Raw genomic sequence first — 20,973 nt, 5'->3', positions numbered from 1 at the left:
AACATGCATGAACACGAAGTCACCGTCCGTTTTTGTGAGACGGATCTGCTTGGTCACGTTAACAACAATAATTTTTTCGTTTACATGGAAGATTCAAGGATTCACTTTTTTGACGCCCTTGGATTAGTTATGGAGGACTGGAACTTTATACTTGCTTCCATCAAGTGTGACTTTCTAAAACAAGTCTATTTTAAGCAAACTCTGATTATTAAGAGTCTGGTGACTAAGATTGGTAACTCGAGCTTTCATCTGGAACAACAAATGGTGGAACAAGATTCTGGAGAAATAGTAGCGAAGGGGTCTTCGGTTATCGTCCATTTTGACTTTGAGAAACAGAAAAGTGCACCTTTGTCAGAAGATATGAAGAGAAAACTAGAGTCCTACCAATTCGCTGCAAACTAGGAGGTATTGAATGGTACAAACAAAAGATACCAGACCTGTAAGGCCGGGAGAAGAATTGGATACTGAAGGGGTGGAGAAGTTTTTAAGGCACCATCTGGATCTTCCGGATGGAAAAATGCAAGTCCGTCAGTTCGGGGCTGGGCACTCGAATTTAACCTATGAACTGTTGGTGGGTGATTGGAAGGCTGTGCTACGGAGACCTCCAATGGGGCCGGTTGCTGCAAAAGCCCACGATATGGAAAGAGAATATAAAGTCCTTAAAGCTCTTCATCCTGTTTTCCCTCTAGCTCCAAAACCGTACATTTTTGAGTCAGGAGAAGTTTTGGGTAGTCCATTTTTTGTAATGGAACGAAGAGAAGGACTGGTCTATGATACTTCTTTTCCAGAGGGGATAGAAGAAACGGGAGAGTTAGGGAGGAAGATTTCAGAAACGATGGTCGACCGTTTAGTTGAGCTTCATGATGTCGATTATACGGAAACGTCTCTTATCGATATGGTCAAGCCTGAAGGATTTATGGAACGTCAAATTCATGGTTGGATCAAAAGGTTTGAGAAAGCGCGGACAGATGATGTTGTTTCAGGTGAACGTTTAAAAAGATGGCTTGTAGATCATATCCCTTCTTCAAGTGCGCACGCTGTTATTCATTATGATTATAAATTAAATAACAGCATGTTTAGTAAGGATAATCCTTCAAAAATGGTTGGGTTGTTTGATTGGGAAATGACCACTGTAGGGGATCCATTGGCCGACCTTGGTGCAGCGTTGAGCTACTGGATTGAAAAAGACGATCCAGAGATGCTCAAAACTGGACTTGGTAAAGTACCAGTTACAGTAAAAGAAGGTTTTTACACGCGTGATGAATTTATTCAACGATATGCAGATAAAAGCGGTCTGGACTTAAGTCAGATCCATGTATACCAAACGTTTGCCTATTTCAAACTGGCAGGGATTATCCAGCAAATCTATTTTCGCTATAAAAAGGGACAAACGAATGATCCAAGGTTCGCTCGAATGAACGTATTTGTTAACAATTTGATTAGGCATGCAGAAGAAACGGCTGGTTTATAGAATGGGACGTATTCACGTTATTTTCAAAAAAGAAGATATTGAACCGAACCAAATGAAAGGTAAAATTGCTGTAGTTTTTGATGTGCTGTTTGCGACAACGACCATCACTGCTGCTTTAGCTGATGAGGCACTTTCTGTGATCCCCGTGTATGATGCGGCTCATGCGAGAGAAAAAGCAAAGGCGATGAAAGAGCCTTTTGTATTAGCAGGGGAAGACCAAGGGAGAAAAATTAATGGCTTCCATCATCCGCTCCGTACATACTTGCAGCCACATATTCAAAATAAGCATCTAATTCTCTCAACGACCAACGGCACAGTGGCTTTGCAGCGATCCAGTCAGTCGGAACATTTGTACGCTTCTTCTCTATTAAACAATTCTGCTATGGCCGATTATTTGTATAACCATTACTTCGAGAAAACCATATTGCTAGTTTGTTCCGGTTCCAGCGGCCGGTACACGATGGAAGATTTCTATGGAGTTGGTAGTCTTGTTCATTACTTAATGAGTTTAGCAGAATGGGAGTTGTCTGATGCTGCAAAAACGGCTTGTTTTTTTTATGAAGGTAGTCATGCCACTGCCGCTGACCTCCTCGCTGCATCCAGGATTGGATCTTTATTAATGAGTGCAGGAATGAAGCGTGCCGAAATTGAATTTGCTGCTCAAGAAGGGACATTTGATGTCATTCCCAAGTATGACCCGAATTCGGGACAAATTAAGGAGGAAAAGCATGTATTCTATTAAACATTCAGTTAAAGGCGGGGAGTTTTTAATAGGAAACATAAGTCCAGAGTCCGCCTTTACTCCTGAGGATCGAAGTGAAGAACATAAGATGTTTGCTTCCACGGCTCGACAATTTATTTCCCGGGAAATTCATCCACATCAACAAAGAATAGAAAATGGAGATTATGCTTTTGTTGCTGAACAGATGAAAAAAGCAGGAGAAATGGGTTTGTTGGGGCATAGCATTCCCGAGCGTTTCGGTGGACTTGGTCTAGATAAGATCACGAAAGGAATTGTGGGAGAAGCTCTCGGCAATGCTGGTGGTTATAGTGTTGCTCATTCCAATCATACGTGTATCGCTACACTTCCTATTACGTACTTTGGAACAGAGAAGCAAAAAGAAAAATATTTGCCTAAGTTAGCTTCGGGTGAATTTCTAGGGGCGTATTGCTTAACCGAACCGGACGCAGGGTCTGATGCGTTATCATCAAAAACGACTGCCGTGTTGAACGAAGAAGGAACACATTACGTATTGAATGGTACGAAGCTTTATATAACAAATGCATCGTTTGCAGACACGTTCATTGTGTATGCAAAGGTAGATAGCGAGCATTTTACAGCATTCATTGTCGAGAAAGGATTTGAGGGCTTATCTATTGGTCCTGAAGAAGACAAAATGGGGATCAAAGGATCTTCGACATGCTCGGTGGTTTTGGAAGACTGTCTTGTTCCGGTTGAAAATATGCTTGGCGAAGTGGGGAAAGGGCATCTGATTGCCCTGAACGTTTTGAATCTTGGGCGTTTCAATCTTGGCTTTGCTACAACAGGGGCTGCTAAATACAGCCTTAATCTAGCAATCCAGCACACGACAGAAAGACGACAGTTTGGAAGATCTATTGCAGAGTTTTCAGCTACCAAAGAGAAAATCGCTCAAATGAGCGCCCGTATTTATGGAACAGAATCACTTCTTTATCGGACGGCTGGTCATATTGAAGCTGTACTAGGCGAGCATTATGAGACCGGCGATCACAAAACTGTAGCTAAAGCAATGAATGAACATGCTCTTGAATCTGCGATATGTAAGATCATGGGTTCAGAGACGCTTGATGAAGTCGTTGATGAATCCCTGCAGCTTCACGGAGGAGCAGGATTCATTAAAGAATATCCGATAGAACAAGCATACAGAGATTCACGCATCAATCGGATTTTTGAAGGTACAAACGAAATTAACCGTCTTTTAATTCCGGGAAACTTTTTTAAGAAGGTAGCTCGTGGGGAAATTGATGGACTTACTACTGTCGAGAAAGCCGAGCATTCCTTGAAGAATAGCTTATATAAAAATGTAAGCGGGCCGTTGGAGCCACTGCAAGAGGCTGTTGCCTTATTTAAAAACTTGTTCTTAGTTTCAGCAGGTGCGGCCTACCGCCTTCATGGTGAATCCATTCAGCAAGAGCAGGAATTACTGATGAAGTTAGCTAATTTAGCTATCGCTGTTTATGAAAGTGAGTCCGTCGTTTTGCGGACGATGAAAGCGATTATGAGCTCGAATAGCGAAGCAGAATTGAAAACGAAACTTTCCTACTCAGTAATAGAAAGAAATGCTTTGAACATCCAAAGAGATACAAACTATATTCTTTCCGCTGTTTTCAAAGGGGAAGAAAGAAAGAAAACACTTAGAAATATCGCTGTTCTATTGAGCGAGTACCAGTGGGAGGATGCAATCGAGCGTAACCGTTCTATTGCAGAAACAATGATTGAGGAAAAACAATATAAATCCTAAAGGAGATGGAATGATGAACTTAGGTAACGAACATTTAAGTGTAGAGATGAATGGCCCTGTCATGTCTTGTGTATTGAACCGTCCCGATTCACTAAATGCTTTCTCTGACAAAATGATAGTAGGACTCCAGGAAGCCCTTGAGGAAGCAGCTTTGAACAACGAAGTAAAGGTCGTTGTATTATCAGGTGCTGGCCGAGCCTTTTCCGCTGGTGGAGACGTCAAAAGTATGGGACAGGCTGATGCTCAGGATATTTATGACCATCTAGGTGCTTTGAACCAGCTCATTTTGCAAATTAAAGATCTTTCAAAACCTGTTGTTTCCGTTGTGCATGGTTATGCAGCAGGAGCGGGGTTCAATCTGGCTTTAGCCTGTGACCAGATCCTGGCCGGTGAAGAGAGCCAGTTTATCTTAAGTTTTGCTCAAGTTGGTCTCGTCTCTGACGGGGGCGGGCACTATTTCTTATCGAAACTCCTTGGTCCCTATCGCGCAAAGGAATTGTTATTCAGAGCTGAACCGATACCGGTAGAAACAGCTATGGAGTGGGGATTGGTCAATCGCGTCTTCCCTATAGCCGACCTCGAAGAAGAGGCGATGAATTATGCTGTAAGATTAGCTAAAGGACCTGGTCGTGCGATAGGAATGATGAAAAAGATTGTCGACCAATCTGATAAATCTGATTTGGCCACGATTCTCGAACAGGAACGTACCGTACAGACAATGATGGTTTCAACAAATGATCACAAAGAAGGCGTGCAAGCCTTTAAGGAAAAGCGCAAGCCTGAATTTACCGGAAAATGAGTAAAGGGGGAAAACTAATGAAAGCTATTCAGTTCAAAGAATATGGAGGTCCCGACGTATTAGAGAGAGTTGACGTTGAGACGCCAGGGTTGAAAGAAGGAGAAGTGCTCATTAAGGTTACAGCCATAGGTGTAAACTATGCGGATACTGCCCGGAGAGAGGGGGCATATGTTGTTCCTACTCCACTTCCATTCATCCCAGGTGCAGAAGTGGCTGGGATTGTAGAGGAGACAGGGGAAAAGACAAACAGATTCCAGAAGGGCGATCGTGTTGTTACCTTAATTGGTTCAGGAGGATATGCCGAATATGTGGTGGCGAATGAACGGACATTGATTCCTATTCCTGAAAACATGGAAGACGCGACAGCTGTTTCCTTACCTCTCCAGGGTCTGACGGCGTATCATTTACTCAAAACAATGGGACGGTTGGAAAAAGGGGAAACGGTTCTTGTTCATGCGTCTGCAGGAGGAGTAGGTTCATTGGCTGTTCAGCTCGCAAAACTGTTTGGAGCAGGAAAGGTTATCGCGACGGCAAGCTCTGATGAAAAACTTGAGATGGCTTTAGAGTTAGGGGCAGACCATGCCATCAATTACACAAAGGCTAACTGGCGAGACGATGTCATGAATGCAACGGATGGAGAAGGTGTGGACATTGCTCTGGAGATGGCTGGAGGCGATATATTCCATGAAACTGTGAAATGCATGCGTCCTTTCGGAAGAGTGGTCGTCTACGGAGTAGCAAGTGGAAACCCGGCTCAAATGTACCCCTCCGGTTTAATGAATCGAAATTTATCGGTTATCGGATTTTTCCTTCCACAAATTATGAAAAAGCCTGTTTTGTTTGAAAAGAGTCTACAGGAACTTTTGAAACTCGTAAATACAGGAGACCTGAAGTTGACGATTGGTGGAATATATGACTTGGAAGAAGCCGCCCAAGTCCATCAAATGCTCCAAGGACGTAAGACAAAAGGGAAACTGGTTTTAAAACCATGAATCTAAGATGCTGAGGTTTCTCAGCATCTTTTTTTAATGAATACTTGGTTAAAAGCAGGAAAAGTGTTGAGGTAGATCGAAGAAAAGCAGTCAGCTGCTCAATGTTTAAGGGGGAAGGATCATGTTTCTACATAAAATTGATGAGGACTTGGCTTTAAAACGCATTGAATATACGGATGCCGAGGAGTTGTTCGAGCTCTCAGACCGTTCTCGTGAACATCTTGGTACTTGGCTGCCATGGATTCACTTTACCAACTCGCCAGACGATACGAAAACGTTCATTCAAGGCTGTTTACGCCGATATGCAGAAAATGATGGAGAAACCGTTTGTATTATGTACAAGGGGAAAATTGCTGGTGTCATTGATTTCCATGAACTGAATTGGTCCCACAAAAGGACAAGTATCGGATATTGGATGGGGGTCGATTATAAGGGGCTTGGTCTACTAACCCGCTCATGCGAAGTGCTGTTTGATTATGCATTTAATCAACTTGGGTTGAATCGCATTGAAATAAGAGCAGCGGAAGAAAATCTTAAAAGTAGGGCTGTGCCTGAACGGCTTGGATTCGTGCAGGAAGGCATTATCCGTGATGCAGCTGATATGTATGGAAACTATGTGAACCACGTCGTATATGGCATGCTTGCAAGGGAGTGGAAGGCATAAGCTTGACGAAGAGGAGGGCTTTTTATGAAAAAACGGATTCATTCAATCCAACAGGTTAATATTACAAGTCCGACGAAAAAGGAAAGTGAGGATGCATTCATCGTACACGAATCGGCCGGGATTTTTGGTGTGTTAGATGGAGCTACTCCCCTCACATGTTTTAGGGACAAGGATGGACATAATGGAGCTTATCTCGCAGCTCAACTTTTTAAAAAACACTTCCTGAGTCTACCTGAGACGGCTGAATTGTCTGAAGAAGTGGTGAAGGCAAACACTAAGCTTCGGGAAGAAATGCTAGCGAATAAGATCAACGTTGAAGAAGGGTATGAGCGGTGGTCTACATGTGTAGCCGTTGTAAAAATAAAAGAGAATGAACTACATTATGCCCAATTAGGGGACTCGATGATTATGACAGGTTATGAGGATGGAACATCTAAGGTATTGACGAAGGATACTGTAGAAGGAATTAGTGAGCGGTCAAGTCGACAAAGAGAAAGAGATCGCAAATTAGGAATAGAAATTCCTGAAGAGGTTTATTACAGAGAACCATTAAATCGCTTACGATATAACCGCTCCATGGCGAATAGAGAGAACGGCTACACGGTAGCAAATGGCATGAAAAACATTGAACCCTACATTCAATCGGGGGCCATCTCCTTGGATAAGGTACGAGACGTTTTTATTTTCTCAGATGGATTGTTTCTTCCAAGGCATACGTTACATGATACGTATAGGCGAGTCCGGCAATTTGGGTTGATGAGCTATATCGCTCAAGTGACAGAGTATTATCAGGCCAACGATTTACGAGTGGATGATCGAACAGCCGTCTGGGTCACTTTTTAAGTTCTATAGGGAACAGCAGCTTCATATATTTTTTAGGATGAGAAGGAGGTGGTGAGGTGGCCTATTTTCAACTGTCTGATGGAGCAGAATTATTCTATGAAGATAAAGGAGAAGGTAAGCCTCTTGTGTTCATACATGGAGTATGGATGAGCAGTCGTTTTTTTCAGAAACAGGTTAGCCACTTCAAGGAAAACTATCGTGTCATTACATTAGATTTTCGCGGGCATGGAGAATCTGCTAAAACGAATGCCGGCCATACGGTCGCTCAATATGCCCGGGACCTCAGAGAACTAGTCCGTCATTTAGGTTTGCAGGATGTGACTTTGGTAGGGTGGTCGATGGGAGCGTTTGTCATCTGGGAATACCTTCATCAATTCGGTGAAGAAGGTGTTCTTTCAACGGTAATCGTAGATGAACTGGCGTCTGATTTTAAATGGCCGGACTTTGAAATTGGAGCTTTCGACTTAGCTGCCTTAACTTCTATGATGCAGGAACTTCAGCAAAATCAAGAAGGTCTTCTTAGAGGTTTTCTGCCTTTAATGTTTAAGGAAGGTGTTTCTGAGGATCGTCTAAGTTGGATGCTGCAGGAGACCATGAAAGTTCCAGCGAGTATTGCAAGTGCCATTTTGTTCGATCAGTCCGTCATTGACTGCCGCCCATACTTGAATTCTATCCAATGTCCAACGCTGTTATGCTTTGGTAGAGAAGAGAAGTTAATTCCCATCGCTGCGGGAGAGCATTTAAAGAAATCTATTGCTAATAGCCAACTTGAAATCTTTGAAAAAAGCTGTCACTGTCCTTTCTTAGAGGAGCCTGACAAATTTAATAGAGCAATTGAATCATTTTTAACACTATTACAGAGTGGTCATAAATAATAGGAGTTACAGAAGGATGAGATTCCCTGATTTCATCCTTCTAACTTATAGTAGAGGAAGAAGAATGAATTTAACTACAGAAAGGTTATGGATTAGAAAGTTCAAACCAACCGATTGGAAAGCAACCCATTCCTACACCTCAGATCGAGAAGGCAGCCTGAGACTATTTCTTCGCACCGAGTTATGGAGAAGGTTGGGTTTTTTTAAAAAATGCACACCGATTGAAGATGGGTGGTGGGATGAATTTTATTACGCCACCCTGAAAGAGGAATATGTTGCTGATCAAAAAGAGAGCCAGAAACTTTTCTGGCTCTCTTTTAAATTTTTTAGTTGATAACAGCAATCAAAAGACCGTCATAACCTTTGGAGCCCACCGTTTGAATTGCTGTCGAATCAATCCGAGGCTCATTAGACAGCATTTCAAACATCTCTCTAACCCCTTTTACCTCTTCGTCTACCTGTTCATTTAATATAGCTCCTTCGCGTACAACATTGTCTACAATTAAGCAGGCCCCCGGCTCAGCTAATTCAATGGCCCACTTTACATAGGCGGGATTATTCTTTTTATCTGCATCGATAAAGAAGAAATCATAGGTATTCTCATTGGAAGCTAGGATGGGGAGAGTTTCAATTGCTGGCCCTGTAAGAATTTCTACTTTATTTTTAACCCCCGCTTCTTTCATATTTTCCTTAGCAACTTGAGCATGTTTCTCACTATATTCTAAAGTCGTAATTTTACCGCCTTCTGGCAAGGCTCTGGCCATCCATAAAGTGCTGTACCCGCCTAAGGTTCCAAACTCGAGTATTCGTTTAGCGGATCTTAAACGGATAAGGAGATTTAACAACTTTCCTTGGCTTTCTGATACATCGATGGCAGGAAGCCCGGCGGCAGCATTGGATGCTAATAAATTTTCCATTACTAGGTCTGATTGAATGAGGTGATCGCTGAAATATTGATCAACATGTTTCCACGTTTCTTTACTCAACTACACTCCTCCTTTTGTCCTTCTATGCGTTTAGTTTACGCTGAATTTCGTTGTATTGGAAGTAATATAAAAAGCGCCTCCCAGGGAGACGCTTTTAGTTCTTATAGAACTCCAAATGCTTCATTTTTTTGATCGGTAATAAACATGTGACCAGGAGCATGAGTTAACATAAGTTTTGGTTTCATATGCATGGCAATCGCCTGGGGAGTAACCCCGCAGGCCCAAAATACTGGGACTTCATCCTCTTTTATAGGAACTGCGTCGCCAAAATCAGGAGATTGAAGGTCATTGATACCAATCGTCTCAGGATCGCCGATATGGACAGGTGCCCCGTGAACAGAAGGGAAGCGGCTCGTTACTTGGATGGATCTGATCACGTCATTTGATTTCATCGGTCTCATACTTACAACCATTGGGCCGTGAAACTTTCCGGCAGGCTGACAAGAGAGGTTCGTTTTAAACATAGGGACATTTAAACCTTCTTCAATATGGCGAATTGGAATGTCATTTTCAAGTAGTGCTTGTTCGAACGTGAAGCTGCAGCCAAGCAAAAAACCGACCATATCTTCCGTCCATACGTCAGTAAGATCTGTTCGTTCTTCTGTTTTTTTTCCATTTCGGTAGACCAAATATTTAGGCAAGTCTGTCCTTAAATCAGCTTGTGGCGCAACCGAAGGTGGATGATAAGCATTTACGTCTGTCACATCGAGTACCGGACAAGGCTTTGGATTGCGCTGGCAAAAAACTAGGAAATCATAAGCCATTTCTTTAGGCAGGACAACAAGATTGGCCTGAATATATCCATTGGAAAGACCTGCAGTAGGACGGTCCCATTCTCCTTTACGGATCATCTCTCTTGCTTTTTCAGGACTTAAATTGGACAGCTTCATTGGGTTTCACTCCTATTTAAATAATTGAGGAATTCCTTCAATTAAGGAAACGCCTCCCATATAGGCCATGGCGACAACGATAATGGCCCCGAAAATGGTCAACCATAGCGGGTGCTTATAATCGCCGACAATTTTCGTTTTATAAGCGGCAATAAGCATAACGCCAAGTGCGATTGGCAGGATAAGTCCATTCAATGAACCTACAAGGATAAGCACTTTTACAGGACGTCCAATGGTCACGAACACGGCTGTAGAAATGACGATGAATCCAACAATAAACCATTTATGATATCGGTCGATCGTTTTACTAAACGTACGAATAAACGAGACTGAGGTGTAGGCAGCACCAACCACGGATGTGACCGCGGCCGCCCACATAATAATTCCAAATATTTTGTATCCGATGTTTCCTGCAGCCGCTTGGAAGACAGATGCAGGCGGGTTGGACGGATCAAGCGATACTCCGGATGAAACGACTCCTAAAGCGGCAAGGAAAAGAAAAATTCGCATAATCGATGCAATACCAATCGCTGAGACCGAGCTTTTGGTTACTTGCCCAAGAGATTCTTTTCCTTTTACTCCTGCATCCAATAAACGGTGACCACCAGCAAAGGTAATGTATCCACCCACGGTTCCTCCAACAAGTGTAATAATGGCAAGAAAATCAATTGTATCAGGGGCAACAGTTTTCGCTACAGCTTCTCCAACAGGAGGCTGAGCAGAAAACATCACAAAAATCGTTAAGGCGATCATAATAAATCCCGCTGTTTGTGCGAAGCGGTCCATCACTTTTCCTGCTTCTCTTACAAGGAAAACGGCGACCGCAACGATACCACTGAACAAGGCTCCCATTTCAGGAGAAATTCCAAAAAGTACGTTTGTCCCTAAACCGGCACCTGCGATGTTCCCAATGTTGAAGGCAAGACCTCCAGCGACAATAAGAAGAGAGAGGAGGACCCCAAGGCCAGGAAGCAGACTGTTTGCGATATCCTGAGCCGGTTTCTCGGAGATGGCAATAATTCTCCATATATTGAGCTGTGCTCCGATATCTATGATGATGGAAATTAAAATGACAAAACCGAAGCTTGCGGCAAGTTGTTCTGTAAAGTGTGTAGTTTGAGTGAGGAACCCTGGACCTATGGCAGATGTGGCCATAAGAAAAGCAGCTCCTAGAAGTAAACTCCTGGTAGATTGTTGTTTCATGATGTAACTCCTATTCTTTTATCTTGTTAGGAAATTTCCTATTTTATCTAGTTGAATATCTGCATCATTTAATGCTCTGGTAATGTAGGAGGCAAAGTCGACAGCATTTTCTCCATCTCCGTGAATGCAAATGGTTTGAGCTTCGATGTCGATATCCACATCCTGTAACGTAATAACTTTTTGCTCCTTGATCATACGGATGACTTGGCTGACTGCTTGCACATGATCAGTGATCAAGGCATTCGACTCACGACGAGAAGTAAGAGATCCATCTTTTTGATAAGTACGATCAGAAAATACTTCACTAGCTGTTCTCAGTCCAGCTTCTTTACCGGCTTTGACAAGTTCGCTGTTAGCGAGACCGAATAACACGAGTTCCGGATCTATGTCTTTTACAGCTTTAGCAATGGCATCCGCGAGTTCTTTTTGCTTAGCAGCCATGTTAAATAGAGCACCGTGAGGCTTCACATGTTGAAGGGAGCCGCCTTCCGCTTTTACGAAACCTTGCAAGGCACCGATTTGGTATAGGACAAGGTCGTAAGCTTCCTCAGAAGAAATATCCATCGCTCTGCGCCCGAAGCCGACAAGGTCCTGTAGACCGGGATGGGCACCGATACCGACATTATTTTCTATTGCCATGTTTACTGTCCGTCTCATCGTTGAAGGATCACCTGCGTGGAAACCGCAAGCAATATTGGCGGAAGTAACATATTTTAGAATCTCCTCATCACGTCCAATTTTATAAGAGCCAAAACTTTCTCCCATGTCACAATTTAAATCAACGATATTCATATAATAGCCTCCTATCTCATTTTAAATGCAACGCCTCTTCTTAACTGATCTAGAGCCTTTTCCCGTTCAAGGTAAAGTTTCTGAGCCTTATCCAGGCTAATCCACTCAAAGCGGATTTGTTCACCAGGTTTCATCTGAGCAACTTTAGGCAGATCGATCCTTGCGACTTGGGCAATTTTAGGATATCCACCAGTGGTTTGCCGATCAGCCAATAAAATGATCGGATTTCCTTCAGAAGGAACTTGAATGGTTCCAAAGGCAACAGCCTCCGAAATCATATCCTTATCATCTTTTCTTTCAAGGCGAGGACCGTTCAATCGATAGCCCATACGGTCGGATTTTGAGTCTATTTTAAAACTTTCCTGTATCAAGGCGTTTTGACTTTCTGTTGAAAATTGATCGTATTCTCTGCCTTCTGTAATACGTATGGTTTCTCCCGATTGGATAACTGGAGTGAATTCATGAGCCACAAACCAATTAGGTGTTGCGTAAGAATGTTTTCCTGGTTTTTGTTTTAAATTTTCAAATATACTAAAGGCAGTGTCTGTAGGTGAGTTTAGTCTTAGTTCGTCTCCTTTGTCTAAGGCTCTCCCTTTAAAACCACCGATACCTGCTCGAAGATAAGTGGAGCGGCTGTCCATAACGACTGGCACATCAAATCCTCCACACACGGCTAAATAAGCCCTGAATCCCTGCTTGGGGTTTCCAAATCTTAGTTCGCTCCCTTTCTTAACAAAAATCGGTCTCCACATTGGCGCGCTATCTCCATCAATCATAGGAGAAAGACTGCCACCGCAGATGGAAATAAGTGCATCCTCCTGAAATTCAAGAACAGGCCCCATTAACGTAATCTCTATGGTGGCTAAGTCCGGACTATTGCCTACAAGGAGGTTGGCTATTCTGTGGGATTCACTGTCCATAACCCCACTTGCAATAACCCCGTGTTTTTGATGCCCAAAACGTCCGAGATCTTGAATGGTTGTTAGTAGACCACCTTTAACGACACGGATCATGATTCCACCTCCTTGATTGATTGATATTCTTCCTTAGTAATTGAGGTGAACTTAATCTTATCGCCGGCCTGTAGGAGGGAAGGAGTTTCATTTTCAGGTTGGAAAAGCTGTTTTGGAGTCCGGCCAATGAGCTGCCATCCTCCAGGAGTTTCTATTGGATAGACTCCGGTCTGCTTTCCAGCAATACCTACAGAACCAGCAGGGATTTGAAGTCTCGGATTGTCTCTTCGTGAAGCTGCAATCCTTTCATCCATGCCGCCGATATATGGAAAGCCTGGTGCGAACCCGATCATATAGACCAAATAATCTCCGTTTGTATGAATGTCGATCACTTCTTGTTCACTTAGTCCATTTTTTTGTGCGACATAAGCTAAGTCCGGGCCAAACTCTCCGCCATAGCACACTGGAATCTCTACAACCCGTGGTTTTTTCGATTTTTTAACCTTAAGTCTTGAAATTCTCTTTTTCAGCTGCTGGCATGCCCACTCATAGGGGAGGAGGTCGGATTGAGTGATTTGTTTTTGAATCGTAACAGGGTCATAAACGACTGTTACAGTCGTAAACGCGGGTATGTATTCAACTATCCAGTCAGCATCAATGGATTCAAGCTTTTCGCAAACCTGTTTAACACACTGGTGGACGGAAAGATCAATAGTGGTTCCTAGCTCAATGACCACTGCTTGATCACCTAAAGGGTGATAATGCGCTTTCACTTAAAGGATCCTCCTTCTTAAAAAGAATGATAATAGTTGTTGAAAATTTTCTATAAATAACTTCTTTTAATGCTATCCTATTTTCTAAATCCTTTCAAATAGGTGTTGTAGTCCTTATATCCTTTATCAGGAATAGAGGTATTTATAATGAGGGAAAATTTTTGTGAAAGAGTTTTCCTTGTTTAGATTCAGAAAAATGGGGTTAATACACATACAGAGATGGTTAAGTTAAGGAGGAACTGATGATGCCTTGGGACAGTAACGATTATCCAAGTTCATTTAAAAACCTGGACACCGCGGTTAGAAAGAAAGCAATAGACATCGCTAACGCTATGATTGATGAAGGATATGATGAAGGGCGAGCGATCCCGATCGCAACGGAACAAGCTAAAGAATGGTATGAGAATGCAGACCAAAAAGAAATAAATCGAGTTAAACAAATGAGTGATTCTGATCTTAAAGAGCGGGATGCTGAAGATCAGCAGTATGAAAGCCGTCCAGAGCTTCTCGACAAAGGAGAACATGTGGTTTCACATGAAGAAGGATGGGCCGTTCAAGCGGAAGATGCGAAGCAGCCTTCTAATGTTTATGATAAAAAGGAAGATGCTGTCGAAAGAGCGGAAGAAATTGCTCAAAATAAAGGGACACAAGTCGTCATTCATAAAAGGGATGGAACTATCCAAGATAAAATTTCCTATAAGAACAACGAAAAATAATGTTTACAAATTTTGTAAGATGGATATATAGCAAATATAAATCAACTTAGGAGGGGAAGAAACATGGCAGATTCTAGAAATAAAGCAGAACACGTTGTAGCCCACGAAGATGGCTGGGCAGTGAAAGCTGAAGGTGCAGAACAGCCGACTAAAGTTTATGACAACAAGCAGGATGCAATTGATCGTGCGAAGGAAATCGCTGAAAACAAAGGAACATCCGCAGTCATCCATAAGAAGGACGGTACAATCCAGAATCAGCATTCCTATGGAGACAGCAGCAATAACAGCAGCCAAGGAAAAAGCGGAGAAAATCGTAGTGAAGCAACAAATAAGGAATACGGTCGACAAGGTAAATATGCAAAAGGAAGTCAAAATTAATTTGAACATAGAAAAAGCACCCCGTGAGGGTGCTTTTTCTATGTTCTTGTATGGTATGATGAAAAGCAGATCATAAGGAGGCAGAGTGATGGAAGGACAAAACCGTAAGAATATAGAGCCGGGTCTTAACGTAGACATTGTATTAAAAAAGGATCAGCGTACTGGAAAGCTCACTAATGGAGTGGTGAAGGACATTCTGACCAATTCGCCGACTCATCCTCATGGAATAAAAGTCCGTTTAGAAGATGGACAAGTCGGTCGTGTTAAAAACATCAATAAGTAGAAGTGTGCCTGACAGTCAAGTTTTGTCAGGCTTTTTCGTATGGAATTTTCAATGTGAAAGTCGTTCCTTCTGAGGAGGTCTCTTCTAAGAATAAATCCCCGCCAAGCGCCTGGGCAAGCATTTGGCTGAGAGGAAGCCCCAACCCTAGACCACTGACTTGCAATTTCTTGCTCTCCCCGCGATAAAAACGTTCGAAGATTAGATCCTTATCCTTCTCAGCAATTCCCGAACCCTGGTCCTTAATTTTGAAATCTACATAACCATTATACGGGTCAGATACGATAAGCTGAATTATGCCTTCTTTGAAAGCCATTGAATGTTTTGCATTTATAAGGAGGTTCATTAAAATTTGCTTTACCCGGTGATCATCGAGGTTTACCAGGATCTCTGATGTTTTTGGGAGTTTTAGTTGCAATTCAGGTGTTTTTTCTGTAGTAGCCCATTGTTTTTGAAGATCTTTTAGGATAGGCATCAGCTGCTGCTTTCTATTAGAAATGGGGAGGGAGCCAGATACAAACGTATTGAAGCTTAACAAGTCCCCAATCATTGCTTGCAGCCTTTCTATTTCTTTCATAGAAAGCTCTAAGTATTCCTGGGCTTCTTCTTCTTCAACAATCCCATCTTTGACTGCTTGAATAAGCCCACTGATAGAAGTGACGGGGGTCTTTAAGTCATGGGTTACTCCAGCCAGAAGTTCTGTACGCATATTTTCCAGCTTCTTTAATCGATCCGCCATCTCTGTAAAGGTTTCTGTGAGTTCAGCGAGTTCTTTTTCCTTAGGGGGGTGGGACATCTGGATATCATAATCTCCCTGGCTTACCTGCCGTGCAGCTTGTACGGTTTCCTTGATCGGTCTCGATAAGTGCTTGGTTAGATAGAAGATAACAAGCCATCCGAGTAAACCTAAGCTGGCTAAAAGCACAGCAAGCAAACGGTATTCCTGGTTGATGTTTGCAAGGGTTGACTCTCTTTGTACTAGCACTACATAGCCTATAGTTTCTGAATTGTTTTTGATAGGCTCACTAATGATATAGGCTTTTTCTCCATCTTCTAATGTAAGTGTCGATTCCCGAGTTTTATAGATAGAAGAAGGAAGCTGTTCGTTTGGTTGAGAGGGGAACCCCGGTCCCTGGTTGTTCGCTATGACACGTCCATCTTCGCTAAGCACTACGGCAGTAGGTGGTTGAGCTAAATTAAGCAGTGTACTTCTTTCTTCTAAAATATCTTTAAATAATGGCCCCGCGAGAATCCTTCCATTTGTGTTTACGATACGATCGGAAATTTCCTGTGCAACGAGATGAGATAGATCAAGGCGGTTTTCAATAGTCGTTTTTCTTATCCATACAATGGAGATAACCGCAATGATGACAAGTCCTATAAGTAAGGTCGTTAAATAGCGCAACGACCAATGTTTCAAGATAGACTTACGATCCTTTGTTTTCAAAACTAAATTGATACCCCAATCCTCGGTAAGTTTTAATCGAGTGCTTATCATTAGCCCATGGCCGTAAAGTTCTTCTTATTCGTTTAATAGATAAATCGACGGCACGGTCGCTTCCTTCATAATCTATCCCCCAAACATGATTGAGAAGCTGATCTCTGGAAAAGGTTTGGTTTGGATGCCGGGCGAGAAAAAATAACAGAGAGCGATCTCTAGGGGTCAAGTCCAGTGGTTCACCGTTACAAAAAACTTGGTTTGAGTCAAGGTTGAAATGAAGCGAACCATATTTAAGCTGGTTTTCTTCCAATATATTTTGTGGCCGCCTTATAATCGCTTTAACTCTTGCTACGACTTCTTCAGCAACAAAAGGCTTCGTTATGTAATCGTCAGCTCCCGTATCAAATCCTTTCAACCGATAGTCAACTTCTCCCAGGGCGGTCAGCATAATAACTGGACAAGTACTCTTTTCACGGATGGTGGAAAGGACAGACCATCCATCAAGATCTGGCAGCATGACGTCTAATAATACAAGGTCTGGTTTATGGCTTGCAAAAGACTGAAGAGCCTCTGCCCCAGTAAAAGCCTGGAATACATCATAATTATTTTTCTTCATGTAAGCAGCCAACACTCTTGAAATTGTAGGTTCATCTTCTACAATTAATATACTCTTCATGTTCATAAACTCCTTTAATATCCATTATAAACCGATGATCAAAAGAACCGCTACACTTGAAGTATAGCGGTTCTGAGAAATTATAAGCTTGAGGTATCAGTGGCCTCGGTTTGCTTACTTTCCTCTTCAGTGGAAGGGGACTTTGAAATGTCTGAGTGATTGCTTCTAAAATGATGCCCTCTTCTATGATGAGGAATATCAATGCCCATCTCCTCAAATTGTTCTTTTGCTTCTTCTTTTGTCATCTCTCCGGCTTCTATCTGTTTGCGGATTTCTTCAACTTTTGCTTTTTGTTCATCTGTTAGGTTATCGAAAAACTGTCCACTGGGATGTTCAGGAAGTTCAACTCCAAGCTCGTCCATCTTTTCTTTCGCTTCATCCTCAGTAATTTCTCCAGCTTCTACTTGCCCCTTAATTTCGTCAAGCTTTTGCCTTGTTTCCTCATCTAATTCCTGGAAAGGCGGGTGGTGGCCTTTTGGCTTCATTTCACAAATCTTTTCTATGACCTCGTCTTCAGAGAGTTCTCCACTTTTGAATTGGGAAAGGATATCATGCATCTCATTTTCAATCGTGGCCTGATTTTCCATGTTTTCTTCTAGAGGCTCAACAGATGTGGATGCTGAGACAATCGTCGGAATCGCTATTGACGCCACAATGGCACCGGTCAAAACTTTTTTTGAGAACACGTTTTTCATTTAAAACTACCTCCTGTGATTTGATCTTACAAGAAGATCGTATAGGAGTAGTGTGTCAAGTAAATGTCAAAGCAAAACTTTTTTTATGGCTAAACTTAACGGCTTTATTCAAATAAGTTTTCCAAAATAAAACCCGGTATTCCATTCGTTGGAATATCGGGCTTACAAATTCATTCTTATGATTCTTTTTGGCTAACAAAATGATGGTAAGGCATCTCAATCGTGAAAAAAGCTCCGTCAGCATCATCGTTCACATCAACGATGGTATATTCTTGACCAAAGATTTGTTCCATTGCAAAATCCCCGTTATCATAAGGCTCACGATCAATCGAAAAACCTGTTGAAAGCAGGGTATGACGATTTTCTTCCGTAAAATCACTGATTTCCTCTAACTTTACCATCGGCCTGATGACCGCTGTATCATAGGCATCTGTAAATTGATCGTAGCTGATCTCAATCTGAACAAGATCTTTGGCTTCACCAAGCATTTCAACGACATATTGTTTAAGCTCAGAGAGGTCCATTAAAAAACGGACATCTTCTGGTTCTATGCGATTTAAGTATTGTGACATAGCATGGGGCCTCCTTCATGGCTTCTACGACTTATATTACCATGCAGCGGAGAGTGTAAACGTCTTTAAATTGGAAAAAGCGAGTCAGACCGTCGTCCGACTCGCTTTTGGTTATATTTCGGAAAATATGAAATTCTACTTGTTACTTTTTACAAACAAGCATCGGATGTTATGTGAATCATCCACTTGCCGCGGTTCAAATTCTACATGGTAGTTTTTGGCAACTTAAACGACGCAATCCCTACCTCTATTGCATCCTTACAGCTCCGAAGCTGATCCAGTGTGATTAAGTTGTATCAAAACATAGCAGAATGCCAGTCTCATACAAATCACTCTTTTCTTATTTAATTCATATTCCGAGTTACCTTAATAGCGAAGGCACTAATTAATTATTATAGTATGGTCAATCGCTATTGTCAACTCTATGTTTTGATCGTCCAACTACCGCAATACTAATTATAACTGTACAATCGTACGCCCGCGCGTTTCACCGGCAAGGATCTGTTCTAAGGTGTCCGGAATTTCCTGAAGGGTAATGGTCATTTTCATTTGATCCAATGCATCCTTGATCTTCAAATCATTGGCTAAACGGTGCCATACTTTTTTCCTTGTTTCCATCGGACAGTAGACAGAGTCGATGCCAATAAGACTAATACCACGGAGGATGAATGGATAAACCTGTGTGGGGATTTTTGTTCCGCCTGTCAAACCGCTGACAGCCGCCGCACCATTGTATTGAAGCTTTCCTAAGATGGAAGCGAGCTGTCCTCCTCCGACTGGGTCAATAGCAGCTGCCCATTTCTGGCTGGATAATGGTTTAAGTTCACTATCATAGACATCTTCGCGAGAGATAACTTTATTCGCACCTAATTCTTTTAAGTAAGCTTTATGCTCAGGACTTCCTGTACTTGCCTCTATGGTGTACCCGCGTTTGTCGAGAAGAGCTACTGCCATACTTCCGACACCGCCAGTTGCTCCGGTAACAAGCACTGGTCCATCTTCGGGTTTTAGACCGTGCTGTTCCAGCTTGTGTAGGGATAAGGCAGCAGTGAATCCAGCGGTTCCGAGAATCATGGACTGTTCTAGTGTTAGTCCATCAGGTAGAGGAACAATCCAATCTGCCGGGACGCTCGCATATTCACTATACCCGCCGTAATGGGATACACCGATTTCGTAGCTGGTTGCGATAACTCGATCTCCCTCTTTGAACCTGGGATCTCTAGAGGAGACGACTTCACCAGCAAGGTCAATCCCAGGAACGATCGGATATTCTTTTACCAGTGCGTTATTAAGTTGAGATACCATTCCGTCTTTATAATTTACGCTGGAATAATGGACACGGATAAGTACATCACTGGAAGGAAGGTCTTTTTGAGATAAAGTTTCTATATTCGATGTAATTGAATCCTCAGACTTTGTGATTTTAAAAGCTTGAAAGGATGTCATACAATCACCTCATTTTATTTATGGTCGTAGATCCTCATCATATTTCTCTTCAGTAGAAGAATCATTTTTAGATTTTTCACCTTTTTCTTGTTCGCGTTCTTCCTTCTTCACATCTTCGTTTGGAATTTCGTCCATTAACTGCTCTTTTTTGAATTTTTCTTTGAAACTTTCATTGTCGTTTTGTTTTCTTTGTTCATTTTTATCTGCCACAGTTACACCTCCTGTGAATGATGTTACCGAATACGATTCCTTTTTTATGGAAATGTTAAACTAGTAGTTTAGTAGAGAAAAATAAAAAACGCCCTCATAAGGACGGTTAAACTTAGGATTTAGTAAGCTTATTTTTAATGGATTTTACAAAGGAAGATTTGAACAAAAAGTCAAAGGCTGTACTGATGATCAAGCCGTGGATGATGACTCCAAGAATGGTGAAAATGACGATGATGATATGACCGGCTGATGTTTCAGGTTCAAAGCCGGAGCGGCCGAAAAAAGTGAGGGAGAGGATGGCACTTACCCATGCATCGCTGTAAGTTTCAATTTCATTTTCAATAAGGTTAAGAGGGATGATTAATAGAAAGACTAAAAAGAAGGTGACACCTGAAACAAATAAAAGGTGTTGTTTCTTTAAGAAACGGATGAGCGGCATTGTATAGTATTTCGTAATGGACTTCAACCTTAGAAGGTGAAGGATGCGAGCTACCCGTGCAAACTGAAATATAGCATCGAGTGGAATAGCTGCAATCACGATAAAAGGGTTTTTCTTAACAAAGTCCCATTTATTCCTGCTTTTGAAAAGTCTGTATAGAAAGTCTAGGAAAAATATACTCCACGTTCCCCAGACAATGAAACTGTTATAGCCTGTTTTTTGCCAAATGGTCGCAATGGAGAGGCCGGCGAGGGTGATCATGAAGATTTCATAGAAGGTTTTGCTCATTTTTCGTTCCAAAAGCTTCATGGTCGATTCCCTCCTTTTCCGACAATAGATACTCTTATTATATCATTTGACCTATATTCTGACAGGGCA

Annotated in this window: 25 protein-coding genes and 1 pseudogene; 13 read left to right on the top strand and 13 right to left on the bottom strand. The window is 42.1% G+C overall.

Annotated elements, in window-relative coordinates:
- The first annotated feature begins 3 nt into the window (after positions 1–3).
- From HM131_RS16945 to HM131_RS16900, 10 genes and pseudogenes are all read left to right on the top strand, one after another.
- A complete protein-coding gene (locus HM131_RS16945) occupies positions 4–402 on the top strand; it encodes an acyl-CoA thioesterase (protein WP_085030877.1) in 399 nt (132 codons plus the stop codon).
- A 10-nt stretch (positions 403–412) separates the two neighbouring features.
- Entirely contained in the window at positions 413–1,471 is a 1,059-nt protein-coding gene (locus tag HM131_RS16940) for a phosphotransferase family protein (protein WP_085030876.1), read from the top strand.
- Position 1,472: 1 nt separating this feature from the next.
- A complete protein-coding gene (locus tag HM131_RS16935) occupies positions 1,473–2,213 on the top strand; it encodes a 2-phosphosulfolactate phosphatase (RefSeq protein WP_085030875.1) in 741 nt (246 codons plus the stop codon).
- On the top strand, positions 2,200–3,972 hold the full coding sequence (locus tag HM131_RS16930; RefSeq protein WP_085030874.1) for an acyl-CoA dehydrogenase family protein: 1,773 nt from the start codon (positions 2,200–2,202) through the stop codon (positions 3,970–3,972). The genes HM131_RS16935 and HM131_RS16930 overlap by 14 nt, the downstream gene beginning before the upstream one ends.
- 13 nt (positions 3,973–3,985) lie before the next feature.
- The gene (locus HM131_RS16925) at positions 3,986–4,771 is read left to right on the top strand and encodes an enoyl-CoA hydratase/isomerase family protein (RefSeq protein ID WP_085030873.1); all 786 of its coding nucleotides are present in this window, start codon (positions 3,986–3,988) and stop codon (positions 4,769–4,771) included.
- Positions 4,772–4,788: 17 nt separating this feature from the next.
- The gene (locus HM131_RS16920) at positions 4,789–5,763 is read left to right on the top strand and encodes a quinone oxidoreductase family protein (RefSeq protein ID WP_085030872.1); all 975 of its coding nucleotides are present in this window, start codon (positions 4,789–4,791) and stop codon (positions 5,761–5,763) included.
- 121 nt (positions 5,764–5,884) lie between these two features.
- Positions 5,885–6,427: a GNAT family N-acetyltransferase gene (locus HM131_RS16915; protein ID WP_085030871.1), complete on the top strand. Its 543-nt coding sequence runs from the start codon at positions 5,885–5,887 to the stop codon at positions 6,425–6,427.
- A 24-nt stretch (positions 6,428–6,451) separates the two neighbouring features.
- Entirely contained in the window at positions 6,452–7,270 is an 819-nt protein-coding gene (locus HM131_RS16910; RefSeq protein WP_085030870.1) for a PP2C family serine/threonine-protein phosphatase, read from the top strand.
- 56 nt (positions 7,271–7,326) lie between these two features.
- On the top strand, positions 7,327–8,145 hold the full coding sequence (locus HM131_RS16905; protein WP_085030869.1) for an alpha/beta fold hydrolase: 819 nt from the start codon (positions 7,327–7,329) through the stop codon (positions 8,143–8,145).
- Positions 8,146–8,298: 153 nt separating this feature from the next.
- Positions 8,299–8,479 (top strand): annotated as a pseudogene (locus HM131_RS16900) (hypothetical protein); the annotation flags it as partial.
- Here the strand turns inward: HM131_RS16900 and HM131_RS16895 are convergent.
- The 6 genes from HM131_RS16895 to pxpB form a co-directional block, all read right to left on the bottom strand.
- The gene (locus HM131_RS16895) at positions 8,472–9,131 is read right to left on the bottom strand and encodes an O-methyltransferase (protein WP_232324811.1); all 660 of its coding nucleotides are present in this window, start codon (positions 9,129–9,131) and stop codon (positions 8,472–8,474) included. The pseudogene HM131_RS16900 and the gene HM131_RS16895 sit on opposite strands and share 8 nt — an antisense overlap.
- 101 nt (positions 9,132–9,232) lie before the next feature.
- Positions 9,233–10,021, bottom strand: coding sequence for a putative hydro-lyase (locus HM131_RS16890; RefSeq protein WP_085030867.1), 789 nt, complete (start codon positions 10,019–10,021; stop codon positions 9,233–9,235).
- 12 nt (positions 10,022–10,033) lie between these two features.
- The gene (locus tag HM131_RS16885; RefSeq protein ID WP_085030866.1) at positions 10,034–11,224 is read right to left on the bottom strand and encodes an NRAMP family divalent metal transporter; all 1,191 of its coding nucleotides are present in this window, start codon (positions 11,222–11,224) and stop codon (positions 10,034–10,036) included.
- Positions 11,225–11,242: 18 nt separating this feature from the next.
- Positions 11,243–12,016, bottom strand: coding sequence for a LamB/YcsF family protein (locus HM131_RS16880; RefSeq protein ID WP_085030865.1), 774 nt, complete (start codon positions 12,014–12,016; stop codon positions 11,243–11,245).
- An 11-nt stretch (positions 12,017–12,027) separates the two neighbouring features.
- A complete protein-coding gene (locus HM131_RS16875) occupies positions 12,028–13,029 on the bottom strand; it encodes a 5-oxoprolinase subunit C family protein (RefSeq protein WP_085030864.1) in 1,002 nt (333 codons plus the stop codon).
- On the bottom strand, positions 13,026–13,742 hold the full coding sequence (pxpB, locus tag HM131_RS16870; RefSeq protein ID WP_085030863.1) for a 5-oxoprolinase subunit PxpB: 717 nt from the start codon (positions 13,740–13,742) through the stop codon (positions 13,026–13,028). The genes HM131_RS16875 and pxpB overlap by 4 nt, the downstream gene beginning before the upstream one ends.
- Positions 13,743–13,987: 245 nt before the next feature.
- Here pxpB and HM131_RS16865 point away from each other — a divergent pair, with 245 nt between their 5' ends.
- The 3 genes from HM131_RS16865 (at position 13,988) to HM131_RS16855 (ending at position 15,119) form a co-directional block, all read left to right on the top strand.
- Complete coding sequence (locus HM131_RS16865) at positions 13,988–14,458, top strand: DUF2188 domain-containing protein (protein WP_085030862.1); 471 nt, start codon at positions 13,988–13,990, stop codon at positions 14,456–14,458.
- A 63-nt stretch (positions 14,459–14,521) separates the two neighbouring features.
- Positions 14,522–14,836 carry a DUF2188 domain-containing protein gene (locus HM131_RS16860; protein WP_085030861.1) on the top strand — a complete coding sequence of 105 codons (315 nt, stop codon included), beginning with the start codon at positions 14,522–14,524 and terminating at the stop codon, positions 14,834–14,836.
- Positions 14,837–14,924: 88 nt separating this feature from the next.
- Complete coding sequence (locus HM131_RS16855; RefSeq protein ID WP_085030860.1) at positions 14,925–15,119, top strand: YwbE family protein; 195 nt, start codon at positions 14,925–14,927, stop codon at positions 15,117–15,119.
- 25 nt (positions 15,120–15,144) lie between these two features.
- Here HM131_RS16855 and HM131_RS16850 read toward each other — a convergent pair whose 3' ends face one another.
- The 7 genes from HM131_RS16850 to HM131_RS16820 form a co-directional block, all read right to left on the bottom strand.
- Positions 15,145–16,536, bottom strand: coding sequence for a sensor histidine kinase (locus tag HM131_RS16850; protein ID WP_198162657.1), 1,392 nt, complete (start codon positions 16,534–16,536; stop codon positions 15,145–15,147).
- A gap of 7 nt (positions 16,537–16,543) precedes the next feature.
- Positions 16,544–17,233, bottom strand: coding sequence for a response regulator transcription factor (locus tag HM131_RS16845; protein WP_085030858.1), 690 nt, complete (start codon positions 17,231–17,233; stop codon positions 16,544–16,546).
- Positions 17,234–17,313: 80 nt separating this feature from the next.
- Positions 17,314–17,928 (bottom strand): hypothetical protein, encoded by a 615-nt coding sequence (locus HM131_RS16840; RefSeq protein WP_085030857.1) that lies wholly within the window; start codon positions 17,926–17,928, stop codon positions 17,314–17,316.
- 176 nt (positions 17,929–18,104) lie between these two features.
- Entirely contained in the window at positions 18,105–18,500 is a 396-nt protein-coding gene (locus HM131_RS16835) for a hypothetical protein (protein ID WP_085030856.1), read from the bottom strand.
- A 456-nt stretch (positions 18,501–18,956) separates the two neighbouring features.
- The gene (locus HM131_RS16830; protein WP_085030855.1) at positions 18,957–19,946 is read right to left on the bottom strand and encodes an acrylyl-CoA reductase family protein; all 990 of its coding nucleotides are present in this window, start codon (positions 19,944–19,946) and stop codon (positions 18,957–18,959) included.
- An 18-nt stretch (positions 19,947–19,964) separates the two neighbouring features.
- Positions 19,965–20,156 (bottom strand): hypothetical protein, encoded by a 192-nt coding sequence (locus HM131_RS16825; protein WP_085030854.1) that lies wholly within the window; start codon positions 20,154–20,156, stop codon positions 19,965–19,967.
- 112 nt (positions 20,157–20,268) lie between these two features.
- Positions 20,269–20,904 (bottom strand): hypothetical protein, encoded by a 636-nt coding sequence (locus tag HM131_RS16820; RefSeq protein WP_085030853.1) that lies wholly within the window; start codon positions 20,902–20,904, stop codon positions 20,269–20,271.
- Positions 20,905–20,973: the final 69 nt, after the last annotated feature.

This window comes from Halobacillus mangrovi (assembly GCF_002097535.1).
GTDB lineage: Bacteria > Bacillota > Bacilli > Bacillales > Halobacillaceae > Halobacillus > Halobacillus mangrovi_A.
This window is presented reverse-complemented; position numbering and strand designations above follow the sequence as displayed.